The organism is Lactobacillus sp. WILCCON 0058, from assembly GCF_057198005.1.
The window spans coordinates 567,042-590,651 of record NZ_JBUBHM010000001.1; the positions used below are offsets into that span (position 1 = coordinate 567,042).

Annotated in this window: 22 protein-coding genes and 1 tRNA gene; 16 read left to right on the forward strand and 7 right to left on the reverse strand. The window is 51.1% G+C overall.

The features are described from left to right. The first annotated feature begins 197 nt into the window (after window positions 1-197). The 4 genes from ACYVUU_RS02785 (at window position 198) to hpt (ending at window position 4,295) form a co-directional block, all read left to right on the forward strand. A complete protein-coding gene (locus ACYVUU_RS02785) occupies window positions 198-1,205 on the forward strand; it encodes an MSCRAMM family protein (protein ID WP_484499891.1) in 1,008 nt (335 codons plus the stop codon). A gap of 11 nt (window positions 1,206-1,216) precedes the next feature. Next, complete coding sequence (locus ACYVUU_RS02790; protein ID WP_484499892.1) at window positions 1,217-2,125, forward strand: class C sortase; 909 nt, start codon at window positions 1,217-1,219, stop codon at window positions 2,123-2,125. A 142-nt stretch (window positions 2,126-2,267) separates the two neighbouring features. Continuing rightward, window positions 2,268-3,614 carry a hemolysin family protein gene (locus ACYVUU_RS02795; RefSeq protein ID WP_439775753.1) on the forward strand — a complete coding sequence of 449 codons (1,347 nt, stop codon included), beginning with the start codon at window positions 2,268-2,270 and terminating at the stop codon, window positions 3,612-3,614. 108 nt (window positions 3,615-3,722) lie between these two features. Continuing rightward, entirely contained in the window at window positions 3,723-4,295 is a 573-nt protein-coding gene (hpt, locus tag ACYVUU_RS02800; RefSeq protein WP_439775752.1) for a hypoxanthine phosphoribosyltransferase, read from the forward strand. A 50-nt stretch (window positions 4,296-4,345) separates the two neighbouring features. Here the strand turns inward: hpt and ACYVUU_RS02805 are convergent, their stop codons facing one another. Next, a complete protein-coding gene (locus tag ACYVUU_RS02805; RefSeq protein WP_484499893.1) occupies window positions 4,346-5,638 on the reverse strand; it encodes an APC family permease in 1,293 nt (430 codons plus the stop codon). A 106-nt stretch (window positions 5,639-5,744) separates the two neighbouring features. On the opposite strand from ACYVUU_RS02805, the gene ACYVUU_RS02810 reads away from it, so the two are divergent. The 7 genes from ACYVUU_RS02810 (at window position 5,745) to ACYVUU_RS02840 (ending at window position 13,440) form a co-directional block, all read left to right on the forward strand. Beyond that, complete coding sequence (locus ACYVUU_RS02810; protein ID WP_484499894.1) at window positions 5,745-6,437, forward strand: 1,4-beta-N-acetylmuramidase; 693 nt, start codon at window positions 5,745-5,747, stop codon at window positions 6,435-6,437. Continuing rightward, window positions 6,434-7,690, forward strand: coding sequence for a DEAD/DEAH box helicase (locus ACYVUU_RS02815; protein WP_484499895.1), 1,257 nt, complete (start codon window positions 6,434-6,436; stop codon window positions 7,688-7,690). The genes ACYVUU_RS02810 and ACYVUU_RS02815 overlap by 4 nt, the downstream gene beginning before the upstream one ends. After that, window positions 7,683-9,002, forward strand: coding sequence for a PTS sugar transporter subunit IIC (locus ACYVUU_RS02820; RefSeq protein WP_439775748.1), 1,320 nt, complete (start codon window positions 7,683-7,685; stop codon window positions 9,000-9,002). Before ACYVUU_RS02815 ends, ACYVUU_RS02820 begins: the two co-directional genes overlap by 8 nt. 61 nt (window positions 9,003-9,063) lie before the next feature. Next, window positions 9,064-9,138 (forward strand) — tRNA-Arg (locus ACYVUU_RS02825). A gap of 351 nt (window positions 9,139-9,489) precedes the next feature. Beyond that, on the forward strand, window positions 9,490-10,563 hold the full coding sequence (locus ACYVUU_RS02830; protein ID WP_439775747.1) for a PTS sugar transporter subunit IIC: 1,074 nt from the start codon (window positions 9,490-9,492) through the stop codon (window positions 10,561-10,563). Between the two features lie 230 nt (window positions 10,564-10,793). Then, window positions 10,794-12,077, forward strand: a complete 1,284-nt coding sequence (locus ACYVUU_RS02835) for a uracil-xanthine permease family protein (RefSeq protein WP_484499248.1) — start codon at window positions 10,794-10,796, stop codon at window positions 12,075-12,077. Window positions 12,078-12,189: 112 nt separating this feature from the next. Next, window positions 12,190-13,440: a methionine gamma-lyase family protein gene (locus ACYVUU_RS02840; protein WP_484499896.1), complete on the forward strand. Its 1,251-nt coding sequence runs from the start codon at window positions 12,190-12,192 to the stop codon at window positions 13,438-13,440. 77 nt (window positions 13,441-13,517) lie between these two features. Here ACYVUU_RS02840 and ACYVUU_RS02845 read toward each other — a convergent pair whose 3' ends face one another. Together ACYVUU_RS02845 and ACYVUU_RS02850 are read right to left on the reverse strand one after the other, a co-directional pair. Then, window positions 13,518-15,605 carry a putative ornithine decarboxylase gene (locus ACYVUU_RS02845; protein ID WP_484499897.1) on the reverse strand — a complete coding sequence of 696 codons (2,088 nt, stop codon included), beginning with the start codon at window positions 15,603-15,605 and terminating at the stop codon, window positions 13,518-13,520. A gap of 39 nt (window positions 15,606-15,644) precedes the next feature. Then, complete coding sequence (locus tag ACYVUU_RS02850) at window positions 15,645-15,887, reverse strand: hypothetical protein (RefSeq protein WP_439774716.1); 243 nt, start codon at window positions 15,885-15,887, stop codon at window positions 15,645-15,647. 458 nt (window positions 15,888-16,345) lie between these two features. On the opposite strand from ACYVUU_RS02850, the gene ACYVUU_RS02855 reads away from it, so the two are divergent. Then, window positions 16,346-17,800: an APC family permease gene (locus ACYVUU_RS02855; protein WP_439774715.1), complete on the forward strand. Its 1,455-nt coding sequence runs from the start codon at window positions 16,346-16,348 to the stop codon at window positions 17,798-17,800. 66 nt (window positions 17,801-17,866) lie between these two features. Here ACYVUU_RS02855 and ACYVUU_RS02860 read toward each other — a convergent pair whose 3' ends face one another. Then, window positions 17,867-18,061 (reverse strand): hypothetical protein, encoded by a 195-nt coding sequence (locus ACYVUU_RS02860; RefSeq protein WP_439774714.1) that lies wholly within the window; start codon window positions 18,059-18,061, stop codon window positions 17,867-17,869. Window positions 18,062-18,170: 109 nt separating this feature from the next. On the opposite strand from ACYVUU_RS02860, the gene wecB reads away from it, so the two are divergent. Further along, a complete protein-coding gene (gene wecB / locus ACYVUU_RS02865; protein ID WP_484499899.1) occupies window positions 18,171-19,313 on the forward strand; it encodes a non-hydrolyzing UDP-N-acetylglucosamine 2-epimerase in 1,143 nt (380 codons plus the stop codon). 42 nt (window positions 19,314-19,355) lie between these two features. Here the strand turns inward: wecB and ACYVUU_RS02870 are convergent, their stop codons facing one another. Together ACYVUU_RS02870 and ACYVUU_RS02875 are read right to left on the reverse strand one after the other, a co-directional pair. Next, entirely contained in the window at window positions 19,356-19,835 is a 480-nt protein-coding gene (locus ACYVUU_RS02870) for a GtrA family protein (RefSeq protein ID WP_439776073.1), read from the reverse strand. Beyond that, a complete protein-coding gene (locus ACYVUU_RS02875; RefSeq protein WP_439776072.1) occupies window positions 19,828-20,274 on the reverse strand; it encodes a flavodoxin in 447 nt (148 codons plus the stop codon). The genes ACYVUU_RS02870 and ACYVUU_RS02875 overlap by 8 nt, the downstream gene beginning before the upstream one ends. Before the next feature lie 146 nt (window positions 20,275-20,420). Here ACYVUU_RS02875 and map point away from each other — a divergent pair, with 146 nt between their 5' ends. The 3 genes from map (at window position 20,421) to galU (ending at window position 23,200) form a co-directional block, all read left to right on the forward strand. Next, the gene (map, locus tag ACYVUU_RS02880) at window positions 20,421-21,248 is read left to right on the forward strand and encodes a type I methionyl aminopeptidase (RefSeq protein ID WP_003612256.1); all 828 of its coding nucleotides are present in this window, start codon (window positions 20,421-20,423) and stop codon (window positions 21,246-21,248) included. Window positions 21,249-21,250: 2 nt separating this feature from the next. Continuing rightward, window positions 21,251-22,165 (forward strand): YihY/virulence factor BrkB family protein, encoded by a 915-nt coding sequence (locus tag ACYVUU_RS02885; protein ID WP_439776071.1) that lies wholly within the window; start codon window positions 21,251-21,253, stop codon window positions 22,163-22,165. Between the two features lie 123 nt (window positions 22,166-22,288). After that, window positions 22,289-23,200 carry a UTP--glucose-1-phosphate uridylyltransferase GalU gene (gene galU, locus ACYVUU_RS02890; protein ID WP_439776070.1) on the forward strand — a complete coding sequence of 304 codons (912 nt, stop codon included), beginning with the start codon at window positions 22,289-22,291 and terminating at the stop codon, window positions 23,198-23,200. Window positions 23,201-23,251: 51 nt separating this feature from the next. On the opposite strand, the gene ACYVUU_RS02895 is transcribed toward galU, so the two are convergent. After that, entirely contained in the window at window positions 23,252-23,533 is a 282-nt protein-coding gene (locus ACYVUU_RS02895) for a hypothetical protein (protein WP_439776069.1), read from the reverse strand. Between the last annotated feature and the right edge of the window lie 77 nt (window positions 23,534-23,610).

The following is a 23,610-nucleotide window of genomic DNA, read 5'->3' on the forward strand; positions in this document are numbered from 1 at the left end:
TCACAATTTGTTACTTTTTGAAGCGGGAAAGTCAATTGGAAATTCAATTGGCTTTCCGCTTTTCTAAAGCAGGGGAGCTGGCCCTGAGCTTGCCTGCTTTAGAAAGGTTAGTCTTTAAAAATAATAAATGGCTGCATTGTGGAAGAAAAACAGTGCAGAGTGTAGAGTATAAGAAGGGCGAGAAGGGAGAACAACTTATGGCGACTCATTTACGGCGCGGCCACTTGGCTTTTGCCTGGCTTTTGGCTTTGCTCAGTCTGCTATTTACGGCTGGCCGGGCTCAGGCCGCCAGCCAAGACCTGACCTTGGTCAACCCTAGTCCAAACCAAGCGACCAGTTTCGTCTTTAAAGGCTGGAAGGTTGATGACCAGGCTAAGCTGGCGGACCTAAACAAGCAGACCAGCGAAGAACTGGACCAGTCCAGCCAGGCCGTTTTCCAGGAAAAAATGACTGCCGGCCAGAGCCAATTAAAGCTTTCCCTGGATCCCGGCCGCTACTACATAAGAGAATTGACCAAGCCAGGGGTGACGGTCCAGCCGCTTCTTTTGACTTTACCTAGAAACGGCAGTAACCAGCTAACGGTCTACTTAAAGACTGAAGCCATCACTGGCCAGGTCCAGCTGACCAAGCTGGGCTATGCCAGCGCTTCAGCCAAAGGCAAGGCCCTGGCCGGAGTTAGTTTCTACCTTTATCAAGAAGGCAATAATCTTCCCTTGCGAGTTGATGCTTTAGGCAAATTGTCAACAGACGACCGGGATTCCCGCCTCCTTTTGACTGACAAAAATGGGCTGATCAAGGTGACCGGCCTGCCAGCCGGCAACTACTACTTCGTTGAACAGGCGACCCTGTCTGGATACGTGAAAAATTCCAGCCCGCAGCACTTTACGGTCAAAGCCGGGGAAACGGCCTACGTGACTGTAAAGAACTACCGGCCGACCGTGCCGACTCAGCCGCAGAAGCCGACCGTGCCAAAGAGTTCCAGCTCTAGCTCGAGCTCTAGTTCAAGTTCCAGCTCAAGCTCAAGCTCAAGCAAGCCAAAGGTACCGACTCAGCCGCAAAAGCCTAACGTTCCTAGCCAAAAGAAGAAGGGCTTCCTGCCGCAGACCGGGGAAATCGTCAGCTGGCTGGCCGTCTTTGCCGGCCTGGTCCTCCTCGTCTTTGGCCTCTTCTTAGCTGTGAAGAGCCGGCGGAAAAATGACCAATAGGATTTACGGAAATGAAAAAAGTAGCAAAAAAGCAGGCAAATAAACAAAAACAGCAAAATAAGAAAAAGGGGCCAATCTGGCCCTTTATTTTGCTTTTATTGGTCGGCTTGGGTCTTTTGGCTTATCCTTTGTCGACTCAGGTCTACAACTTTTGGCTGTCTCACCAGAAGGTCCAGTCTTTCCAAAAAGCGGCCGGTAAATTGTCAGAAGCTGAAGTAAAAAAGCGCCTCCGCCTGGCCCGGGCCTATAACGCTTCGCTCTTGTCACCAGGCCAGCAGGCCAGCTTCAGTGATCCTTTCAGTAAGAAGGAGAAACAAGCAGGCGTGGCGGCTTATGCCAAGATGCTGGAACTAGAGGAAAATATCGGCTATATCGACTTGCCCAAGCTTCACCAGGAGCTGCCAATCTATGCCGGAACCAGTGAATCAGTCCTGCAAAAGGGCATTGGCCACTTGCCAGGTTCATCCTTGCCAGTTGGGGGCAAGAGCACCCGGGCGGTTCTTACCGGCCACCGTGGCCTGCCAAACTCCCGCCTCTTTACTGACTTGCCCCGGATGAAAAAAGGGGATGTCTTCTACGTCCACAATCTGGGCCAGACCCTGGCCTACAAGGTTGACCAGATCAAGGTGATCAAGCCGACCCAGGTTGACCAGCTCAAGATCGTCAAGGGCAAGGACCTCTGCACCTTGATGACCTGCACGCCATACATGATCAACACCCACCGGCTGCTAGTGACCGGCCACCGGATTCCATACAATCCAAAGGCGGAAGCCAAGGCCAAGGAAAGAAGCCGCAACCGCCTGGTCTGGATCATCATCGCCATCCTTTTGCCAGTTTTGGCCATCATTATTTTCTTCTGGCACAAGAAGCGGAAGAAGAAAAAGCAAGGTAAAGCGGCAGAAAAGAAAGAACAAGAATAAGCAGATAAAAACGGGCCGTCCGGATTCACGCGGGCGGCCCGTTTAATATTTTTCTAGAATGAACTCCTTTGTGAAAAAAATTCTGCAAATAATGATAGAATAAAGGTAAATAGTTCAATTAGAGTAATTTAGGTGAATTACAGTGACTACGACACAAATCTGGATTAATTTACTAGCAATACTTGTAATCTTTGTTTTTGCCTCCTTCTTTGTCGCGGCGGAATTTGCCCTGGTGCAGGTCCGGCCCAGCCAGCTGGAGGACATGATCGCCAATGGGCAGGGGAACGTGAAGAAACTTAAGCGGGCCCTGCACATGTCGCATAATTTGAATGAGTACCTGTCAACTACCCAAGTCGGCACTACCTTAGTTGGGGTTATCCTGGGCTGGTTCGGGGCTGATACTTTGGCCACCATCTTTGAAAGGCTTTTGGCTCTGACTCCCATGTCCAAGAGTCTGGTCAACTCAGTCGGAGCTTTGATCGGGGTTATTTTCCTAACTTATCTAGAAGTTGTTTTGACGGAAGTCGTGCCGAAAAATATCGCCATTGACGCCCCAGTCAAGATGCTGATGTGGATCGTAACGCCCCTCCACTTCTTCCATACTTTGGTTTATCCTTTCGTCTGGCTCTTGAACGCCAGCTCATCTGGTATTTTGAAGATAATGGGCTTTAACCCGGCCGATGAGGAAAACCAGGTCTATTCTCAGTCGGAAATCATCCGTTTGAGCAAGAACGCGGTGCATGGCGGGGCCTTGGACAAGGAAGACTTGACCTATATGGAAAGAGCCTTCCAGTTAAATGACAAGACGGCCAAAGACATTATGACCGACCGGACCCGGCTGACGGTTTTAGATGCCAGCGAAAACATCAAGACTGCCCTGGCCAAGTACCTGGAAGACGGCTACAGCCGCTTTCCGGTCGTGCGGGAAAATGACAAGGACGACGTGGTCGGCTACGTTTATGCCTACGACATCGTTCAGCAGAGCCGGGTGGATGACAAGGTGCCGGTGACCCGGGTCAACCGGACGATCATCACGGTGCCTGAATCCATGCCGATCCAAGACATTCTGCGTCTCATGATCAGCAAGCACACCCCAATCGTTTTGGTAGTTGATGAATACGGCGGCACCAGCGGGATCGTAACTGACAAAGACATTTACGAAGAGCTCTTCGGGTCAGTCAAGGATGAAATCGATGATGTTTCCGACGACTATATTATCAAGGACGCTGAAGGCAATATTCATGTTTCCGGCAAGACGACCCTGTATGACTTTGAACGCTACTTCCACCAGAATCTGAAGAGCTTCCAAAACAGCGATATCATCACCATCGGTGGTTACATGATGGAGCGGTATCCTAACTTGAAGAAGGAAGAGTCAGTAGAACTAGAAGGCTTCCGCTTTACCTTGGACGATATTCAGCAGGGTTTCATGCGCTGGTTTATCGTTGAAGGGCCAAAGACAAACGATCAAGCCGAAAAAGAAGAATAAGATTCTTAAAAAGGAACGGTTTTTAGGCAAAAGCCGTTCTTTTTTGTCAAAATAATGTTATAATCTGAATGTATCATTTTGAAAGCAATTAGTAATCGAGGAAACCTAATGAAAAGTATTCATGACGCAGTTGATCACAAGTTGTACAGCGAAGAAGACATCGCGGAAATGACCAAGCGGCTTGGCCAGCAATTGACCAAGGACTACGCTGGCAAGCGGGTGCTGGTTGTCGGTGCCTTGAAGGGTGCCATCTTCTTCCTGACCGACCTCCTGCGGGAAATGGACCTGGCTTGCGACATTGACTTCATCGACGTTTCCAGCTACGGCAACGGGACTGAATCCAGCGGTAAGATTACCGTGACTCACGACCTGGAAGCTGACGTGAAGGGCCGGGACGTCTTGATCGTTGAAGACATCGTGGACACTGGCCTCACTTTGAAGTTCATGAAGGATGAAATGCTCCGCCGCGGGGCAAGCTCAGTCAAGTGCTGCGTCTTGCTTAACAAGACGGCCCGCCGGACTACTGAAGTAGATGTTGAATACTACGGCACTCACGTAGGCAACGAATTCGTCATCGGTTATGGGATGGACTTTGCCGGCCTTTACCGGAACCTGCCTTACATCGGCGTCATCAAGCCGGAAGTTGTCGAAGAATTCAGCAGCAAGCACGAACACGACTAATTTTTCCTAAAAGAAAATGGATCATCCATGTGGATGGTCCATTTTTTGCTCTAGTGAAGTTTTTTCCAGTAATAGACTGGCAGGCCCAGGAGGGTGATGCCCAGGCCGATCACGGAGAGGGCAAACTGGTTGATGACGGTCATCACGATGATGAACAAACCGCCAATAATGGAAATCAAAGGGATAACCGGGTAGGCTGGCGTCATGAAAGGCCGGGCCAGGTCTGGCTCTCTTTTTCTCAGCAAAATAACAGCCACAGACAGGAGGGTGGTGAAGGTCCACATGACAAAGACCAGCATGTTGGTCAAGATTTCAAAGTTGCCCAGGGCGATCATGATCAAGGCGATGGCGTTGACCAAAAGGGCGGAGAAGACCGGGACCCCGCTTCTGGCAGAAGTCTTAGCCAACTTCTCAGAGCCGGGCAGGCGGTTTGCCTGGGCCAGGATGTAAGGCGTCCGCATCCCCGTCAGCATAAAGCCATTGCAGGCCCCGTAGACCGACAAGAGGATGCCGACCGTGACGATTTTTCCCCCGGCCTGGCCAAAAAGCTTCAAAGAAGCATAGTAGGCGGTATTGTCATTTCCGATGATCTTGGCAAAAGGCAAAGCAGTCATAAAGGCGTAGTTGACCAGGATGTAGACGACAGTGACCAGGGAGAGGCCGAGGATGATGGCCCGGGCCAGGTCCTTTTCGGGATTCTTCATTTCCTTGGCCAGATTGGTCACCACGATCCAGCCTTCAAAGGCGAAGAGGGCGGAGAGCAGGCCCTGGCTGATCCCGGCCAGCCAGCCGCCGCTGCTAGCCACCGTAACTGGCCAGAGGCTGACGGAGACTTGCGGGCGGATTAAGGCGAAGACGATGATCAAAAAGAGGGGGATCAGCTTGATGACCGTGATCACCGACTGCATCCAAGCTGAAGCCTTGGTGCCCAGCATGTTGATCAAAAAGAGCAAAAGGACCACCCCAGCGGCAATCCACTTGCTGCTGGAGGCTGGCAGGCCCGCCAAAACTACAAACTGCTGGCCGAAAATCGATGCCAGGGCCGCGATTTGAGCGGGGAAGTAGACGGTCATTTCCGCCCAGCCGAAGAGAAAGCCCCAGATATTGCCATAGCTGTAGTCCAGGTATTCAATGGCCCCGTTGACGTTCAAAGCTGCCGCGATTTCCGACACGGTCAAACCTGAGCAGATTGAGATAACGCCGGCCAGAAGCCAGACCAGGATAGTGGCTGAGGCTGACCCAGTGCTTTGGGAAATACTGCCGATCTTAAAGAAGACTCCGGCTCCGATGACTGAGCCGATGACGGTCGCCAGTGCCTGGCCAAAAGAAATCTGTTTTTTCACGAAATCCCTCCAGTAATACAAGTCTAACTATTCAATTATACAGGAAATCTTTCTACTTGGTCTAGGCGGATTTCTCGGCTAAAATGGTAGAAGGAGGTTTTGGGCGATGGGGCAAAAGAAGCATTTTCAGCATCCGGCAACTTTGCCGGCTCTTTTGATTCTGCTGGCCGCGATTATCGGCCTTTTGGCTTATGGCCTGTACAATTATGCCAGCCAGACCACCCTGCCAAAAGGGGCCAGTCAGAGCGCGGTGGGCCTTAAGGTTGACCAAAGCCAAGAGGATATTGACCTCAGCCGCCTTCAAAAGGGCGGCTTGTCTTTCGTCTATCTGCCGGTTGACCAGAATTTTTCTGCTAGGCGCAAGGAAGTTGCCAAGACCAAATTAGCCTATGGCAGCGTACTTGAAGTAGCAGGGGAGAAAAGCGCCAAGAAGCAGCTAGCCCGGGCCAAGCGCCTGTCTGCCGGCCACTGGGGCGCTCTGCCAATTCTGCTGGACAGCGGACAAGATGATCCAAGCGCGGCCAATTTGACTGCCATGAGCCAGCTGGCCGCTTCTTTGGTCAAAAGTCATGAGGTCATGGTCAACGCGCCGGTGAAGTATAAGAAGCTTTTTCCAGCGGGATGCAAGTTCCTGGCCACGTCGACGTCAGCGCCAAGCAAACTGGACTACTGCTTCTGGCGCTATACAGAAAAAGGCCACGTGGCCGGAGTCAGCGGGATCGGCTACAAGAACGTCATGTATGCCTACATCGGGACCAGCCAGCAATATAAAGAAAAGTACGGACAATTAGCACAATGATTTACACAGAACAGATTCAAGCAGTTTTAAAGAAGGAACATAAGGACCAGCCAACCCTGATTCAAAAGGAAACTTATGAGGCCATCAAGAACGGGGCCAGCCTGGTGGCTTTGGCCAAGACGGGGACGGGCAAGACCCTGGCCTATGCCCTGCCGGCTTTAGAGCGGGTTGTTCCTGGGGAGAAAAATTCCCTGGTAATTTTGGCCCCGACGACGGAACTGGCCGTCCAGATCAGAAATGCCATCCTGCCTTTTGCCAAGGCCCTGGGCCTCAAGACCCTGGCCTTAGTTGGGGCCGGCAACCGGCAAAGACAGGACGAGCGGCTGAAGAAGGACAACTGTGAAGTCCTGGTCTGCACCCCGGGCCGCTTCTTTGACTTCTTTTCTTCTGGCCGGATCAAACTGGTTCAGATCAAGACCCTGGTCATCGATGAAGCCGACGATATTTTGGAATTTGCCAAGCTGGAGCTGTTGAGTTCTTTGGGCCAGAACCTGCCTTCTACTAGTCAGATTTTGCTCTTTGGGGCTACGGAATCCCAGATCACCCAGGAAGCGGAAGAAATTTTTGCCCGCCACTTCTTCTTAGTCGACGTCCGCCCGGACCAGGGCAGCCGGACTGAACACGTCTTTTTGCAGGTGGACAATGAGCACAAGCTGGAATACCTGCAGCGCCTGTGCAAGCTGGACGGCTTTAGAGGCCTGCTCTTCTTTGACTCAAACGAGGGGATGCTGCGCTTTGCCAGAATTTTTGCCCACAGCAAGACCCGCTTTGAAGTTTTAGCCAACAATTTCTCAAAAGACAAGCGCCAGCAGGCTATCCGGGACTTGGCCAAGGGCAAGGTCAAGCTGCTCTTAGCCACCGACCTGGCGGCCCGGGGGTTGGACATTCCGAAACTGACCTACGTGGTCAACTATGAAATCCCGACTGACGCCAACACATACATGCACCGAGCTGGCCGGACCGGCCGGATGCAGCAGGAGGGCAAGGTGGTGTCTCTGGGCAATGACCACGACCTGCGCAAGCTGAAGAAGCTTTTGAAAGGGGAAGTAACGGTCGACCGGGTCTACTTTGCCGGCTACCACTTAAGTAAAGAAAAGCCGGTCAAAAAGGAAAAGGCTGAAGCAAAAGACAAGCAGGATAAAAAGACAACCGCCCTTGCCCAGCCGGTCAAGAAGAAAAAGAAGTCCAAGAAGAAAAACAAGAACAAGGGTTATCATCCACATTACTTGAAGGGGAAGAAGCAGAGTGAATAACGTGATTGACTGGCTGGAGCGGCACCTGCTGCCCCTGGCCAATAATCTGGCCTCAGTCCGCTGGCTGGTGGCCCTTAGGGATGCTTTTATCTCCACCTTGCCGATCAGTTTGACCGGATCAGCAGCGGTCTTGATCAAGAGCTTGATTGTCGCTGCTAATCGAAATTTAGGCTGGCATGTTTTTTACCAGCTCATGCAGCCGGCGATCTCCATCTGCAACTTTGTCTGGCGGGGGAGCGTGGCCATGTTTGCCCTCTTCTTTGTCCTCAGCTGGGGCTACCAATTGGCCAAGGCCTGCGAGGTGGATCCATTGGCCGGAGCCATGACGGCTCTGTGCTCTTTTATGATGAGCATTGCCAACTATTCCTATCTCATGCAGGGGAGTAAGCGGATCAAGCTGGACCAGGTCTTTAACACCAAGCAGCTGTCAACGACGGGGATGTTTACCGCCATCCTCTTTGGCGGTCTGGGCGTGGCCCTTTACATCCTGGGGGTCAAGGCCAGACTGGGCCTGCACATCCAGACTGCCATGCCGCCGGCCCAGATTGCGGCCTTTGAGGCGGCAATTCCAGTCATGCTGGCCCTTTTTATCGTGGGCGGGCTGAACTATCTTTTCCAGACCATTACTGGCCAGTATTTTGGTGACTGGCTTCTGGAGATCATCCAGCTGCCCCTTTTGAAACTGGGCCAGGGCTTCATCATGGTGATTGCCGTTACGGCCTTAACCCAGCTTTTCTGGTTCTTCGGGATCAATGGGGCCAGTGCCCTGGCTCCGGTCGTTGGGTCAATCTGGGCCACGGCCCAAAATGCCAATATATTGGCGGCAGCTAATGGCCACAAGATCCCGTATTTATGGACCAACACTTCTTTTATGATCTTTGGTGTCAGCGGGGCCTGCCTGCCTTTGGTGATCGCGATTTTGCTGACTTCCAAGCGCAGCGACCACCGGACTTTGGCTAAGGTGGCCCTGGCTCCGGCCGTTTTCAATGTCAATGAACCCATGCTTTATGGGCTGCCGATTATTTTGAACCCGGTTTACTTTTTGCCCTTTACCCTGGCTCCTATTGCCAATGTCTCTGTTGCATATTTAGCGACCAGGCTGGGCTGGATCAACCGGGTCCAGGCCTCTGTTCCAAATATCATGCCCCCGATAGTCGGCCCTTACCTGGCTTGCAACTATGACTGGCGGGCCTTGGTTCTTTCTTTAGTCAACCTGGTCATTGCTGTCTTAATCTGGCTGCCTTTTGTCAAGGCGGCTGACCGGATTGGCAGCAATGATGAACCACGGCGCTTTTTCATGCCCCAATACTAATGACTTAAGCTAAAGCACTAGCTTTTTCAGCACATTTTTTGTAGAATTAAATGTGTTGCATGGCCCGGTAGCTCAGTTGGATAGAGCACTGGTTTCCTAAACCAGGTTGTCGCGAGTTCAAATCTCGCCCGGGTCATTGCCTGCCCCTCACGGAAGTGAGGGGTTTTCTTTTTGCTTTTTCTCTGTTTTTTTGCTATTTTTCTCTATTTTTTCTTCCGAACTTATTGCCTTTTGCCTTTAACTTTGTCAAAAACGGACGACTTTTTAACAAAAGTTTAAAGAAAGTAAAGTTGATTGAAAAAGAAAGCGGATTTTTTGCTTTTGATAAGAAAATTATGAAAGTGTTGCGGAAAAGGATTGCAAAGGTTGAGATCTTTCTCTATAATTCAAGACATCAGTTTATGAGAGAGAGATTAAACGCTATTAGATATCTCATAATCTGCGTCAATGTAATTATATTTTTCTACCGTTAGGAGGCGGAGACTATATGTCTGAAACAACTCAAACAAAAGAAACAGTTGGATCATTTACGATGAAAGTCCTCAATGGTTCAGCGACTGCCATTATCGTGTCACTTCTTCCAAGTGCCATTTTGTCAACCTTCTTGACTCCTTTTGCCGGGAGCAACGCGATTGTGGCCAATCTTTTGCACATTGTGACCGTCTTCCAATACTTCTTCGCTGTAATGTGTGGGTTCTCAACTGCCAAGCAGTTTAACCTGGGCTACACTGAAGCTGCCTGTGTGGGCGGTGCTGCCTTCCTGGGCTCCGGCTGTGTAACCGCGGTAACTACCACTATTAAAGGCGTGACTACCACCAGCTTCCAATTAGCCGGGATGGGTGATGTTATCAACACCATGCTGACGGCAGCCGTTGCCGTACTGTTCATCAAGTGGGTCGGCAACCGCTTCGGCTCACTGGGGATCGTCTTCTTCCCAATCCTGGCCGGGACCGGCGTTGGTTTCCTGGGCAGCTTGACCAAGCCATACGTATCCCTGGTAACCACGGCTATCGGTGACGTCATCAACACCTTCACCAAGCTGGCTCCATTCCCAATGTGTGTCCTGATCGCCATGTCCTTCGCGATCATCATCGTTACCCCACTGTCAACTGTAGCGATCTCCGTAGCTATCGGCCTGGCCGGCATGGGTTCTGCCGCTGCTGGTTTCGGTCTGGCAAGTACCGCAGCCTTCCTTATCTGGGCAACCCTGAAGGTTGACAAGCCAGGTGTGCAAGTTGCCATCTTCTTAGGCGCTATCAAGATGATGATGCCAAACTTCCTGAGATACCCAGTGATCGGGGTGCCAATCGCTTTGACGGCGGCTATCTCAACCCTGTCCGTGCCAATCCTTGGCCTGCAAGGTACTCCGGCATCTGGTGGTTTCGGCCTGATCGGGGCAGTTTCACCGCTGGCTTCTTACAATGCCGGCTTCCACAACGTGCTGGTGCTGGTAATCGTCTGGGTAGTCGTACCATTTGCGGTTGGCTACCTGATGAAGAAGATCTTCGTCGACTGGACCAAGGTCTGCAAGCCGGAATACTTCGTCACTCCGGCCCGTTAATTGTCATTAATCTCCTTAAATTATTCCAATAAACCATATTTTTCCTTATATAATTCAAGTCCGCGGCTGAAGCATTGTCAGCCGCGGCTTTTTTTGACCTTCCTTGACAAAAAATAATATTATTAGTAGGCTAAAGTAAGTCAATTGTTAAGGAACCTTTAAATTCAGTCCCGTGAGGCTGACAAGGACATTTTGTTCCGGGTTCCAGTATTTGGAAAGGAAGATTTCTTTTGAAAGAAAACAAGACATTCCGGAACCCTGAAGCGGTTTTGGACGTCCAGGACAAGCCGAAGTTTGGTCCCTGGCTGCTGCTCTCAATCCAGCACCTCTTTACCATGTTCGGCTCGACCGTCCTGGTTCCGCTTTTAATCGGCTTAAAGCCAAGCATCGCCCTCTTCTGTTCAGGGGTAGGGACCCTGGTCTACATCCTTTGCACCCAGGCGAAGATTCCAGCCTACTTGGGCTCATCTTTTGCCTTTATCGCGACCATGCAGGCCTTGATGAAAAATTACGGCTACCCGGCCGTAGGGCAGGGGGCCATCGCGGCAGGTCTGGTCTACGTTATCGTAGCCCTTTTGATTGCCCGCTTTGGCTCGCGCTGGCTGGACAAGATCCTGCCGCCAATCGTGGTTGGCCCGATCATCATCGTCATCGGCCTGTCATTAGCTACGACCGCGGCTAACGATGCCATGTTCAATGCCAGCGGCAAGTACAGCTTGACTTACTTCGGGGTGGCGATTTTTACCCTGGTCATCACGATTATCTTTAACATGTTTTTGAAGGGCTTCCCGAGCATGATCCCGGTTTTGCTGGGGATCATCTGCGGCTATCTTATGGCGCTTTTCTGCGGGATCGTTGACCTGTCCGGCGTTGAAAGCGCCAAGTGGTTCTCTTTGCCAGCCTTTGACGTCATGGGGGTCAACTACAAGTTCAAGTGGTACCCGGCCGCAATTATCACCATGGCCCCGATCGCTTTTGTCACCATGACTGAGCACATGGGCCACATCATGGTCTTAAACAAATTGACCAAGCGGAACTTCTTTGAAGACCCAGGCCTGCACCGGACCCTGCTGGGCGACGGTCTTTCCAGCATCATCGCCGGCTTTCTGGGTGGCCCGCCAACTACTTCCTACGGGGAAAACATCGGCGTTTTGGCCATGACCAAGGTCCACAGCGTCTTCGTCTTGGGCGGGGCGGCCTTCTTCGCCATCGTCTTCTCCTTTGTCGGCAAGGTTTCAGCGGTGATTGAATCCATTCCAACCCCGGTCATCGGGGGGATCTCCTTCCTGCTCTTCGGGATGATCGCGGCTAACGGCCTGCGGATCCTGGTTGACAACAAGGTCGACTTTGAAAAGAAGCGGAACCTGGTCATTGCTTCTGTCATTCTGGTTATCGGGATCGGGGGCACCTACCTCAAGATCGGCTCTTTCCAGCTGACCAGCATCGCCTTGGCCACGGTCTTCGGGATTGTCTTGAACCTGATCTTGCCGGAAAAAGCAGCCAGCGAACAGTAGAATTTTTGCAAATAGCTTTCCATAATTGCATGGAAGGCTATTTTTTATTTAAAAAGGCGGCAATTTGGTTTAAGATAGGTAAGTAACAAAGAACAAACAGAGGGATTTTTTGATGAACAATTTACCAGAAGAATTAGCAAAAATTGTCAAGGAAGTCGACGAGCAGATCGCCGGGCGTCTCCAAGAAATCGATGAACAAGTTATCTACAACCAGGCCAAGGTCCTGGAGGCCTTTGTCGACAACGCGGTCGCTGAATCAGACCTTAAGGGGACCAACGGCTACGGGGACGACGATGAAGGCAGAGACAAGCTGGAGCGGGTCTACGCCCAGGTCTTCCATACTGAAGACGCGCTGGTAAGGCCGCAATTCGTTTCCGGGACCCACACCCTGGCAACTGCCCTTGACGGCAACCTGGTGCCAGGCGATACCTTGACTTATCTGACGGGGATGCCGTACGACACTCTGCAGCACGCCATCGGCCTTACTGCAGACAAGGCCGGCACCTTGATTGAAAAAGGGGTTAAGTTCTCTTACGTGCCGCTGAAAGAAGACGGCAGCGTCGACTTTGAAGCAGGGGAAAAGATCTTAAAGCGGGACCAGCCTAAGATTGTTGCTATTCAGCGCTCCCGGGGCTACGATACCCGGGAAAGCTTCCCAGTTGCCAAGGTCAAGGAAATGATCGACTTCATCAAGGAAGTCAGCCCGAAGTCTCTAATCTTCGTTGACAACTGCTACGGGGAATTTTCTGAAAAGCATGAGCCGACTGAATACGGGGCCGACTTCATGGCCGGTTCATTGATCAAGAACGCCGGGGGCGGGATTGCCCAAACTGGTGGCTACATCGTCGGCAGAAAAGACTTGATCCACCGGGCAGCCAGCCGGCTTTTTGCCCCAGGGATCAGCGACTCAGAAGGCCCAACCTTAAACAGCCTGCATGAATTCTACGAGGGCTTCTTCCTGGCGCCAAACGTGACCGGGGAAGCCATCAAGGGGATGATCTATTCAGCTGCTTTGATGGAAAAGCTGGGCTTCAACGTGTCTCCTAAGTGGGACGCGCCGCGGACTGACCTCATTGAACTGATCACCTTCAACGACAAGGAAAAGATGATCAAGTTCTGCCAGGAAGTGCAGAAGAATTCGCCGGTTGACTCCTTCGTCACGCCAATTCCAAGCCACATGCGGGGCTATGAAGATGAAGTCATCATGGCTGGGGGGACCTTTGTGTCCGGATCAACGGTTGAATTCTCAGCTGACGGCCCGATTCGCCCGCCTTACGCCGTTTACATGCAGGGCGGTTTGACCTATGCTCACGACAAGATTGCCGTAACTAACGCGGTTAAGGCAACCTTGTTTGGCGAATAAGCAAAAAGGCCAAATAAAGAAAATAGTTCAAGATATAAAAAACGTTGACACTGGCTTGTGTCAACGTTTTTGTCATTCTAAGATTCTTTGAGGACTTCAGCCCAGACTTCGCCGCCTTCTTGGTAGACCCCTTGGATTTCCGGATCAAGGCCCGGGAACTTTTGGGCAGCGCCGATCAAGACTTGGAAGTAGGCAATGTCCAGGTCCTGCCAGCGCTCACCAGGTGCCACGATGAAGACGCCAGGCGGGTAAGGGAGGGCGCCTTCTAGAGCTACCCGGCCTTTGGCGTCAGCCAGTTTGACCAGTTCGCTGTTGCCGTGGACGAATTCACGGTCAGCTTCTTTTGGCGTCATCTCGTAATTTTGGAAGCTGCCTTTTAAGAAAAGGGCCTGCTGCAGCTTAAAGATGTCATGCTCTTGGTAATAGTGGTGGAGCTCCTGGCAGAGCTGGTAGAGGGTGTAATCCTTGTAGCGGTCAGGATACTGGCTTACCAATTCCGGCATGATGGAAGAGAGAGGCGCCTTAGTCAAATAGGCATCTTCAAAGGCCATTAAGGCAGAGAAGAGGCCGTTCATGTCAACCTGGCTTTCGCCTGGCGTTAAGAGGTAGAGGGTAGAGTAGCTGTCGGACTTTTCCGGGATGATGTGCTTTTCGTGCAAGTAGAGGGAAACGACCGCGCCGGGGATGCCTTCTTCAGTAAAGGCAGCTTTTGCCAGGTCAATGCCGGGCGTCATCAAGGTGACCTTGACCGGGCTTAAGGCAACTTCACCTGGGGCGATCAATTTGAAGCCGTGCCAATCATCGTCTGGGGACAGTTTCCAGGCTTCTGGATCGTGGGCCAGGACATCGGTTGGCAGCTCTTCCCACTTTTGCCCGCGGACAGTTGGCGGAACGAGGGGCTTAAAAAGCTTGCTTTCTTTTAAGAGCCGCTTGCGGAAGTCGATGCCTAATTTAACCGTGTCGCTCCACCAGTTGTTAACGGCCGGTGAAGCAGCCATGGCGCTGTTGGCGACCAAGGAAGCGTAGACCGGGTAGGAGTAGCTGGTCGTAACGTACTTCATGTAGGCGTGGTTGAAGTGCTTGTGGTCGACGTAGCGCTTTTGCCCCTTGATATGGCTGTCTTTTTTCAAAATCTGGGAAGCTTGGCCCACGCCGGCTTGCTGCTTGTGGATGGACTGGGTGACCAGGATGCCGGGATCATCGGGACCGTAGGTCTGCTGGAAAGGAGAGTAGTCTCTAAGGACGTCGACAAATTGTTCATAGCCGCCCCAGGCACAGTCAAAGAGGATGTAGTCACAGAGACGGCCGAGCTTTTGCAAGATGAGCTTGGCGTCATAGAAGATGCCGTCATAGGTCTCCAGCTGCAGGACTGCCAGGCGGAAAGGTCGGTCAGCCTTGGCGCGGTCAGGGTCGACCTTGGCGATTTCTTGGCGGATCAAGTCTTCGTCCAGACTGGCGGCGGTTAATGGCCCGATCAAGCCGTCGGCGTTTCTGTCAGTCGGCAAGTAAAGCGGCTTAGCTCCGGTCATGACCAAGGCACTGTTGTAGATGGACTTGTGGTTGTTCCGGTCAAAAAGGACCAGGTCGCCTTCATCTAAAAGGGCGGTGGTGCAGATGGTGTTGGCGCTGGTCGTGCCGTTGGTGCAGAAGTAGACCTTGTCGGCATTGAAGGCCTTGGCAGCTTCTTGCTGGGCTTCTAAGGGTCCTCCGGTGTGGTTCATCATGTCGCCGAGTTCTGAGACGCAGTCGGAAGTGTCGGCTCTGAAGTAGTTGTCGCCGAAGAAGTTGCGCAAGACTGCTCCGGCTGGGTGGCGGTCATAGAAGCGGCCGTTGTGGTGGCCAGGAGTATCGAAGACCAGGTCATCTTGATCAGAAAAAACCGTCAGCTCCCGGATGAAGCGGGGAACATTGGCTTCTTCGTAGGCCTGGGCCAAGCGGCTGATTGCAGCTGGGCTTGTCTTAGGGCCAAATTCGATCAAGGGCAGGTCCAGGCCCAGCTTTTCCTTCATGGTCTGGTAGATGCCCCGGGACCGGCTGTCTTTTTCGTCGATGACGACGGCAGCCAGGCTGGCCGGGTTGACCAGCTCGGTCAGTTCAGTTTTGGGCCAGTTGATTGGTAGATAGGGCAGAAGCTCTTTTTTAGCAGCGATTGCTAGATAATGCATTGAAAAATTCCTTTCTGTTTTATGGATAGATGGAAGTTGCTACTTGTACTTGCGGTCACGTTCATCGCGGAATAAGTGATCAAAGAGCCAGTCGTATTGAGAGATAAAAATGAGAATGCCGATGCCAGCCGCGACTTGAAGCCAGACGGTGATGCCATAATCTCTGGTCAGCTTAAGAAAAGCAGCTCTCAAGTAGGAATGGCCAACAAACAGCCAATACAAAGAGTCAAGAATAGCTATCGCGGACAAAAGCGTCGCCGTTACTCGCAAAAACTTTTTCATATCGATCCCTTTCTGTTACTTGGTATTTTTATAAAAGCGCTTACCGCTTGATTCAGTGCCTTTATAAAAAATTGTAGTAGGCATAGGTAGATTATACACTTTCAAGCTTTTTTTGCCAAAAAGCATTCTTAATCGCCGCCCTTAGTGATGTTTCCTTTTTGCGCATTTACTTGCACGAAAAAGGCCAGTTTCTCTTGCCGAGGGCAGATTAACCAAATATTTTTTACTAAAAGCTGGCTAATGACCGGTATGCGGATAACTTCTGCTTAACATTTGAAAGAATTTTCATTGAATTGAAAAACCTATAGAATTTTCAAAACAATAGGAATAAAATGGAAACGATACTTTTTTGATTGGAGACGGTGCAGTGACCAGCTTTTTAAAGCGCCAGAACAAGCCCCCGTGCTGGCAAATTGCCGCTTAAGACAATTTGACCAATAAGGAGCTTGATTTACAGAATGATTGAAGAAACCCCAAAGAAACACTACATGGCCTGGATGACCTTGGCGATGCTCGACTTCGTCACCATCATCCGCTTTGAAGATGTTTTCTACCCATACCAAAACCAAGGTCTGTCCGTAATCTTTTCATGGATTTTCCTTTTGATTTGCTACCAATTGCCGTATACCTTGATCGCTACCCAGTTGGGCCTGGCCTACAAGGATACTGAAGAAGGTGGCCTGGCCTCCTGGATCCGGCGGGGGACGGGCAGCGACGTATTAGGCTATGCTACCAGCTGGATGTACTGGGCCCAAACCGTGCCCTACCTGGTGGACGTGTCCAACTCCATCATCGTCTCCATTTCCTGGATGATCCTGGGCAACAACACTTTAGGCAAGCACATGTCGCCCTTCATGTTCGGTCTTTTGACCTTTGTCATTATTTTGATCTTTATCTTGTGTGAAAGTGCATATAAAAATTCCCTGGATCTTTTGTCCTTGATTGGGGGGATTGCCATGTTCGCCATGTCCGTGATCTTCGTGATCTTGATCATCTGGGCCCTCATGCACGGCGGCCACATTGCCACCAAGATGGAATGGTCCAGCTTTAAGCCGAACTTCAGTGTCCACTACTTCTCCACGACTGGCTTGTTGATCTTTGCCATGTCCGGGGCGGAACTGGCCGCGCCTTACGTGACGCGTCTCAAGAATCCCCGCAAGGAATTTCCAAAGTCAATGTGGATGCTTTTTGCCATGACGGTCTTCATGACCTTGACTGAAACTCTCGGTCTGGCTGTCCTCTTTGACGCCAAGCACATCCCGCACGACTTTAAGATGAACGGGGCCTTCTACGCCTTCCAGCTTCTGGGTGAAGAAGCCGGCATGGGCAAGAGCCTCATGTACATGTACGCCATCGTCTGCCTCTTGAACTTCATGGCCGACCTGGCCGCCTTGATTGATGCTGCCAGCCGGGTCTTTGCCTCTGACACTTCAGAAAAGTACATGCCAAGCTGGCTCAGAAAGAAGAACAAGGATGGCCTGCCAGTCAACAGTTACGTGCTGACTTGCAGCATCACGCTTTTCCTTTTGCTTTTGTCAGGGACCTTGCCGGAAATCAACGATATCTTCAACTGGCTTTTGAACTTGAACGGGATCGTCTCACCGTACAAGACTTCCGTTGTCTTCCTGGCCTTCTTGGCCTTCCGCTACCGGCATAAGACTTTTGCCGACGGCGACTTCGTCTTCATCAGAAACCACAAGGGGGCCCTGGCGGTCGGCTGGTGGTGCTTCATCTTCACCTTCATCTGCGCGACGATGGGCTTCCTGCCGCAGGATGTTACTTTTGACAGTCCGCAATGGACCAAGCAGCTCTGGATGAACATCATCACCGTTATCGTCCTCTTCGGGACTGGCTTCCTTCTGCCATGGCTCAGAAAGCTGGAAGTAAAGCACCAAGCCAAGGCTAAAGGCTAATGCAGAACAATAAAATAGAGTAAAGAAATAAGGAATCAGTCTGGCTGATTCCTTATTTTTGTTTCATCAATTTACAAGCAGTGGATTCTTCAAGAGCCAAATGGTCAAGGGGATGATGACCAGGAGCAAAATAAGGCTGGTAATCCGCAAAATCCGCCGCGCCTTTTGCCCTAAGGACCTGTCAAAAGAGTAGACCAGGCTGAAGCCGGCCAGGATGATCAAGAGGCTGTCGCCCAGGAGGGGGAAAATATTAACTGTCATAGTGCACCTCAAAATTGTTTTCTCGATTATTTTATGAAAAATTCGCCGCCTTCGCGCCTTTTTTGCTATGATTAAGTTAGCAATTTGCTAAGGAGGCAATAAACCCAGTATGCAGAAAATTAAAGTAATGACCGTTTTCGGGACCAGACCAGAAGCCATCAAGATGGCCCCTTTGGTCCTCAAGCTGATCAGTGACGACCGCTTCCAGCCAGTTACTGTGGTTACCGCCCAGCACCGGGAAATGCTGGACCAGGTCCTGGAGATTTTTAAAATCAAGCCGGATTACGACTTAAACATTATGCAGCCCCAGCAGACCTTGGCTGATATTACCACCCGGGTTTTGACCTCTTTGAGCCAAATCATCCAGGAAGAAAAGCCGGATATCGTCCTGGTCCACGGGGATACGACGACTTCCTTTGCCGCCAGCCTGGCTGCCTTTTACCAGCAGACTCCCCTGGGCCACGTTGAAGCGGGCCTGAGAACCTGGAACAAGTACTCACCTTTCCCGGAAGAGATGAACCGGCAACTGACCGACGTCTTGTCCGACCTTTACTTTGCCCCGACTTCAGTCAGCCGGGCCAACCTCTTAAAGGAAGGACACCCGGAAGAGAATATTTTTGTCACGGGCAACACGGCCATCGATGCCCTGGCCCAGACCGTCCAGGCCGACTACCAGCATGAAGTCTTAGACAAGATCGGCCAGGGCAAGCGGATTATCCTGGTCACCATGCACCGGCGGGAAAACCAGGGCGAGCCTATGCGGCGGGTCTTCAAGGTGATGAAGGACGTGGTTGACCAGACTGATGACGTTGAAGTCGTCTACCCGGTCCACCTTTCGCCAAGAGTCCAGGACGCTGCCAAAGAAGTTTTAGGCGGTGACCCCCGGATTCACTTGATCAAGCCTTTAGACGTGGTCGACTTCCACAACCTGGCCAAGCGCAGCTACTTTATTATGACCGACTCTGGCGGGGTCCAGGAAGAAGCTCCGTCTTTAGGCAAGCCGGTTTTGGTCTTGCGGGACACGACCGAGCGGCCGGAAGGGGTCAAGGCCGGAACCTTGAAACTGGTTGGCACTGAAGAAGACGCGGTTAAGGAAGCCATGCTGGAGCTTTTGAATGACAAAGCTGCCTACAAGAAGATGGCTGAAGCCAAGAACCCATACGGCGATGGCCAGGCCAGCGACCGGATCTTAAATGACATTGCCTGGTACTTTGCCGGCAAAAAGGAGCAAAAACCTGCCGACTTTGCCTAATTAAACAACTTGCATGAATGAAAAAAGCAGTGAAGCTCAGCTTCACCGCTTTTTAATTTTCTTCTCCAGTTTCCGTCTGAGGCTTCTTTCCTGTTGCTCGAAGACGGATTTGGTGGTCAGGTAGTTGAAGATGCCGACCAGGATTTGGTCGATGATCTTGACGATCAAGGCCGGCCAGCCGAAGATGCTCATCCCCAGCCACATGATCAAGGTGTCCGGCAGCAGGCTGATGATCCGGTAGGCAAAAAAGGACAGCAGCTTCTGCCACAAACTGTGCTCATGGTCCACGTTCTTGGTAAAGACCGCCTTGTGGTTGAACCAGAAGGAGGCCAGGTTGGATACGATAAAGGCAACCGTGTTGTCGATGACCAAGACGGTGTGCAAAACGTCATGCATGAACATGAAGACAACCGTGTTGATCAAGGCCGCGATGAAGCCGAAGAACATGTAGACCCATAAATTGCGGTGGCGCTTGAAGATCCGTTCACCTAAAGCCCGCCGCCGGTTAAAATTTTTATCCATTTAATTTGTCCGCCAACTCCTCAGCAGCTTCATCGATGCGGGCGATGTCTTCATCGTCTGGTGCGTTTTCAACCGTGAGCGGGGGAATCAGTTCCTTGGCCCCGCAGGCCAGAAAGGCCTTCTCAAAGTCATAAACGTTCTCGCAGTAGTGTTCCTTATAGGTCTTGTCGCCTGAACCCATGACCGCAAAAGACTTGCCGGTCAAGTCCAGCTCCTTGAGCTGGTCGTAAAAGTCGGCAATTTCGTCAGTCATGGCGCCTTCGCCGTAAGTATAGGTGATGAAGACGCACAGGTCGCTGTCTAAATAATCGCTGGCGTCAGTAAAGCTGACGTCAGAAGAATCTACTTCCAGGCCTTGGTCCAGCAGGTCTTCCTCCAGGATTTCAGCCATATCCTCGTCGTTGCCGGTCATGCTGGCAAAAACAATCTTTGCTCTCATAAGTTAAGCTCCCAAAAAACAATTTCTAGAGTATTATACACGATTTGCCCGAGCTTGGCGAATTGGGCGCTTTGCTACTTTAGCAAACTTTTAAAAAAGGTTATAATGGTGAAGACAAACTACTTCATTATGAAAGGAAAAATAAATTGATTACTATTAAATCTGTTCGTGAATTGAAGGGCATGCAGGCTTCAGGCCACTTGCTGGCAACTATGTTCGAGGCCCTGCGTGACGTGATCAAGCCGGGCATTTCCACCTGGGACATTGAAGAATTCTGCCAGGAATTCGTTTCCAGCCGGGGCGGCCGCTTGTCAGAACAAGGTTTTGAAGGCTACAAGTACGGTACCTGCATCTCAGTCAACGATGAAATTGCCCACAACATTCCCCGCAAGAATGTTTTCTTAAAGGAAGGCGACCTGGTCAAGGTTGACGTAACCTGCAACTTGAACGGCTACGAATCAGACTCCTGCACCACTTACGGGGTTGGCCAGATCTCAGAAGAAGACCAGCACTTGATGGACGTGACCAAGAAGGCCATGTACATGGGGATCGACCAGGCAGTTGTCGGCAACCGTATCGGGGACATCGGCGCTGTCATTCAGCATTATGTTGAAGATGAAGAAGGCTACGGTGACGTCCGGGAACTGATCGGCCACGGCATCCAGCCATCTATCCACGAAGACCCGGAAGTTCCTCACTGGGGCAAGGCCGGTCACGGTTTGCGTCTGCGCGAAGGCATGACCATCACCGTTGAACCAATGGTTGAAGCCGGCGGGGACTGGCGGATTTTGCAAAAGACGGTTGACGACCCGAATGATGACTGGGTCTTCTACGCTACTCCGGACGGGTCCAAGTCAGCCCAGTTCGAGCACACTTTTGCCATCACCAAGGACGGCCCGAAGATCTTGACTTTGCAAAAGCCATACGACGGCCTGGAAAAGTACATCCCGCACTTTGACGAAATGGAAGACTAGGCATGACGGAAAAAGTTGAGCCAGGACAAAAGGGGGTCCGGCGCTTTTTTGCAACTCTTTCCTCGGTCGTTTCCCAAGGGGAGATTTTTCAAAGTTCCATCGTGATTGCCTACTACATCCTGTTTTCAATTTTTCCCATCGTCATCATTATCGGTAACGCCCTGCCTTGGTTTCACTTGGACACGGGCCCGATTGTCGATTATGTAGAAATGATTTTTCCAAGTGACGTGGCCCGCTATATCATACCGATCGTCGAGACCCTGCTTAAGTCGAATTCGACCAGCTATTTCTCCTTCGGTGCGATCTTGGCCCTGTGGTCCATGTCCTGTATGGTGAACGCGGTCAGAATCGGGATGAACCGCCTGTATGGCGTCCACAACAAGGAACTGAAACTTGGTTTCTGGCACTTTATCTGGAACCGGACCTTGACCGTGATCTTCAGCGCTTTGATGGTCACCATGTTTATCCTTTTGGCACTGGTTGTGGTTTTTGGCCAGGAAGTCCTGCATTTTCTGGCGCCCTACCTCAATTTGTCTCTGGACTGGATCGACAGGCTCTTCAGCTACCGCTGGCTGGTTCTGCTGGTCTTGATGCTGATCGGGGTCTATTACCTCAACGCAGTAGCGCCCAATGTTCACTTCAAGAAGGCGGTTTTGCCCGGGACCATCGTGACGGTAGCCGGCTGGGAAGCCTTGTCTTATCTTTTTTCCTTCTATTTGAAAAATTTTCCGGTCAAATGGGAAAATTATGGTATAGTTGGAACTTTTATCATTTTTATGCTCTGGCTCAACCTCCTGGCCATTCTTTTGCTTTTTGGCACGGCGGTCAACGTCAGCTTGGACCAGCTGCGCTACGGGCCAGCGACCTATTCCAACGGCCCTTTGGCCGAGTTTATTGCCAAGCGGCGGAAAAAGTAATTGTCCATTTTCTAGGAGATTGGTCTAGCTTTACTAGATTCTTCTCTAGAAATATGTTATTATACGCTTGCATTTAAAATGCTTTCATTAATGTGCGAAGTTAAGAAAAGAGGATGTAAATACATGAAAGTCAGAAAAGCGATCATCCCAGCTGCCGGTTTGGGAACCAGATTTTTGCCAGCAACCAAGGCCATGCCTAAGGAAATGCTGCCAATCGTCGACAAGCCAACTATTCAATTTATCGTTGAAGAAGCCATGGCTTCAGGGATTGAAGACATTCTGATCGTTACTGGCAGAAGCAAGCGGTCAATCGAAGACCACTTTGACTCAAACCCGGAACTGGAAGACAACTTGACTGAAAAGCACAAGGACGCGCTTTTGAAGCTGGTCCGGGAAACCACCATGTCCAACATGAAGGTCAACCTTTACTTCACCCGCCAGCCGCATCCAAACGGTTTGGGGGATGCCGTCAACCGGGCCCGCAGCTTCATCGCCGGCGAACCTTTCGTGGTTATGCTGGGCGACGACTTGATGAGAGACAAGACGCCTTTGACCAAGCAGCTGATCGACTGCTACGATGAAACCCACGCTTCAACCATCGCGGTCATGAAGGTGCCACATGAAGAAGTCAACAAGTACGGTGTCATCGACCCAATCGGCGAAACTGCTCCAGGCCTGTACAACGTTAAGGCCTTCGTGGAAAAGCCAGACGTTGACAAGGCCCCAAGTGACCTGGCTATCATTGGCCGCTACCTGCTGACTCCGGAAATCTTTGACATGCTGGACAAGCAAAAGGCCGGTGCTGGCGGTGAAATCCAATTGACTGACGCCATCGACGCCTTGAACAAGACCCAGCGGGTCTTCGCCCATGAATTCAAGGGCGATCGCTTTGACGTCGGCAACAAGGAAGGCTACATGGAAACTTCCATCCAATACGGCCTCCGTCACCCAGAAACCAAGGATGCTTTGCGCAAGTACATCATTGACCTGGGCAAGAAGCTGGAAAGCGAAGGCAAGAAGCCAGCCGCTAAGTAATCTAAGCAAAGAAAGAAGCTGTCTGAAGATCAGGCAGCTTCTTTTTATATGTCACTTGCAGACGATTTTTCTCTCAGCCGGCAGGATTTGGATTCCGTAGACGGAGATTTCTTTTTCCTGGCAATAGAAGCTGAGGGGGATGGATTTGCTCCCCTTGCCGGTCAGCTGACGGAATTTGGCCAGGGTCAGGGGCTTTTTGCCGCACAAGAGCTGGCAGTCTTCCCGGGCCAGGACGAACTTGCTGAGGGGGAGGGTCTGGTCTTTTACCTGCAGGTAAAGGGCGTTTTGCCCGCCCAGGTCAGTCAGAAGCTGTAAAAAATCTGCGAGCAGCATAAATAATCCTTTCTTTTTTTATTGTGGTATACTGTTCATATTACTAAAAATAAAGCTACAAAGCGATAGAAATAACA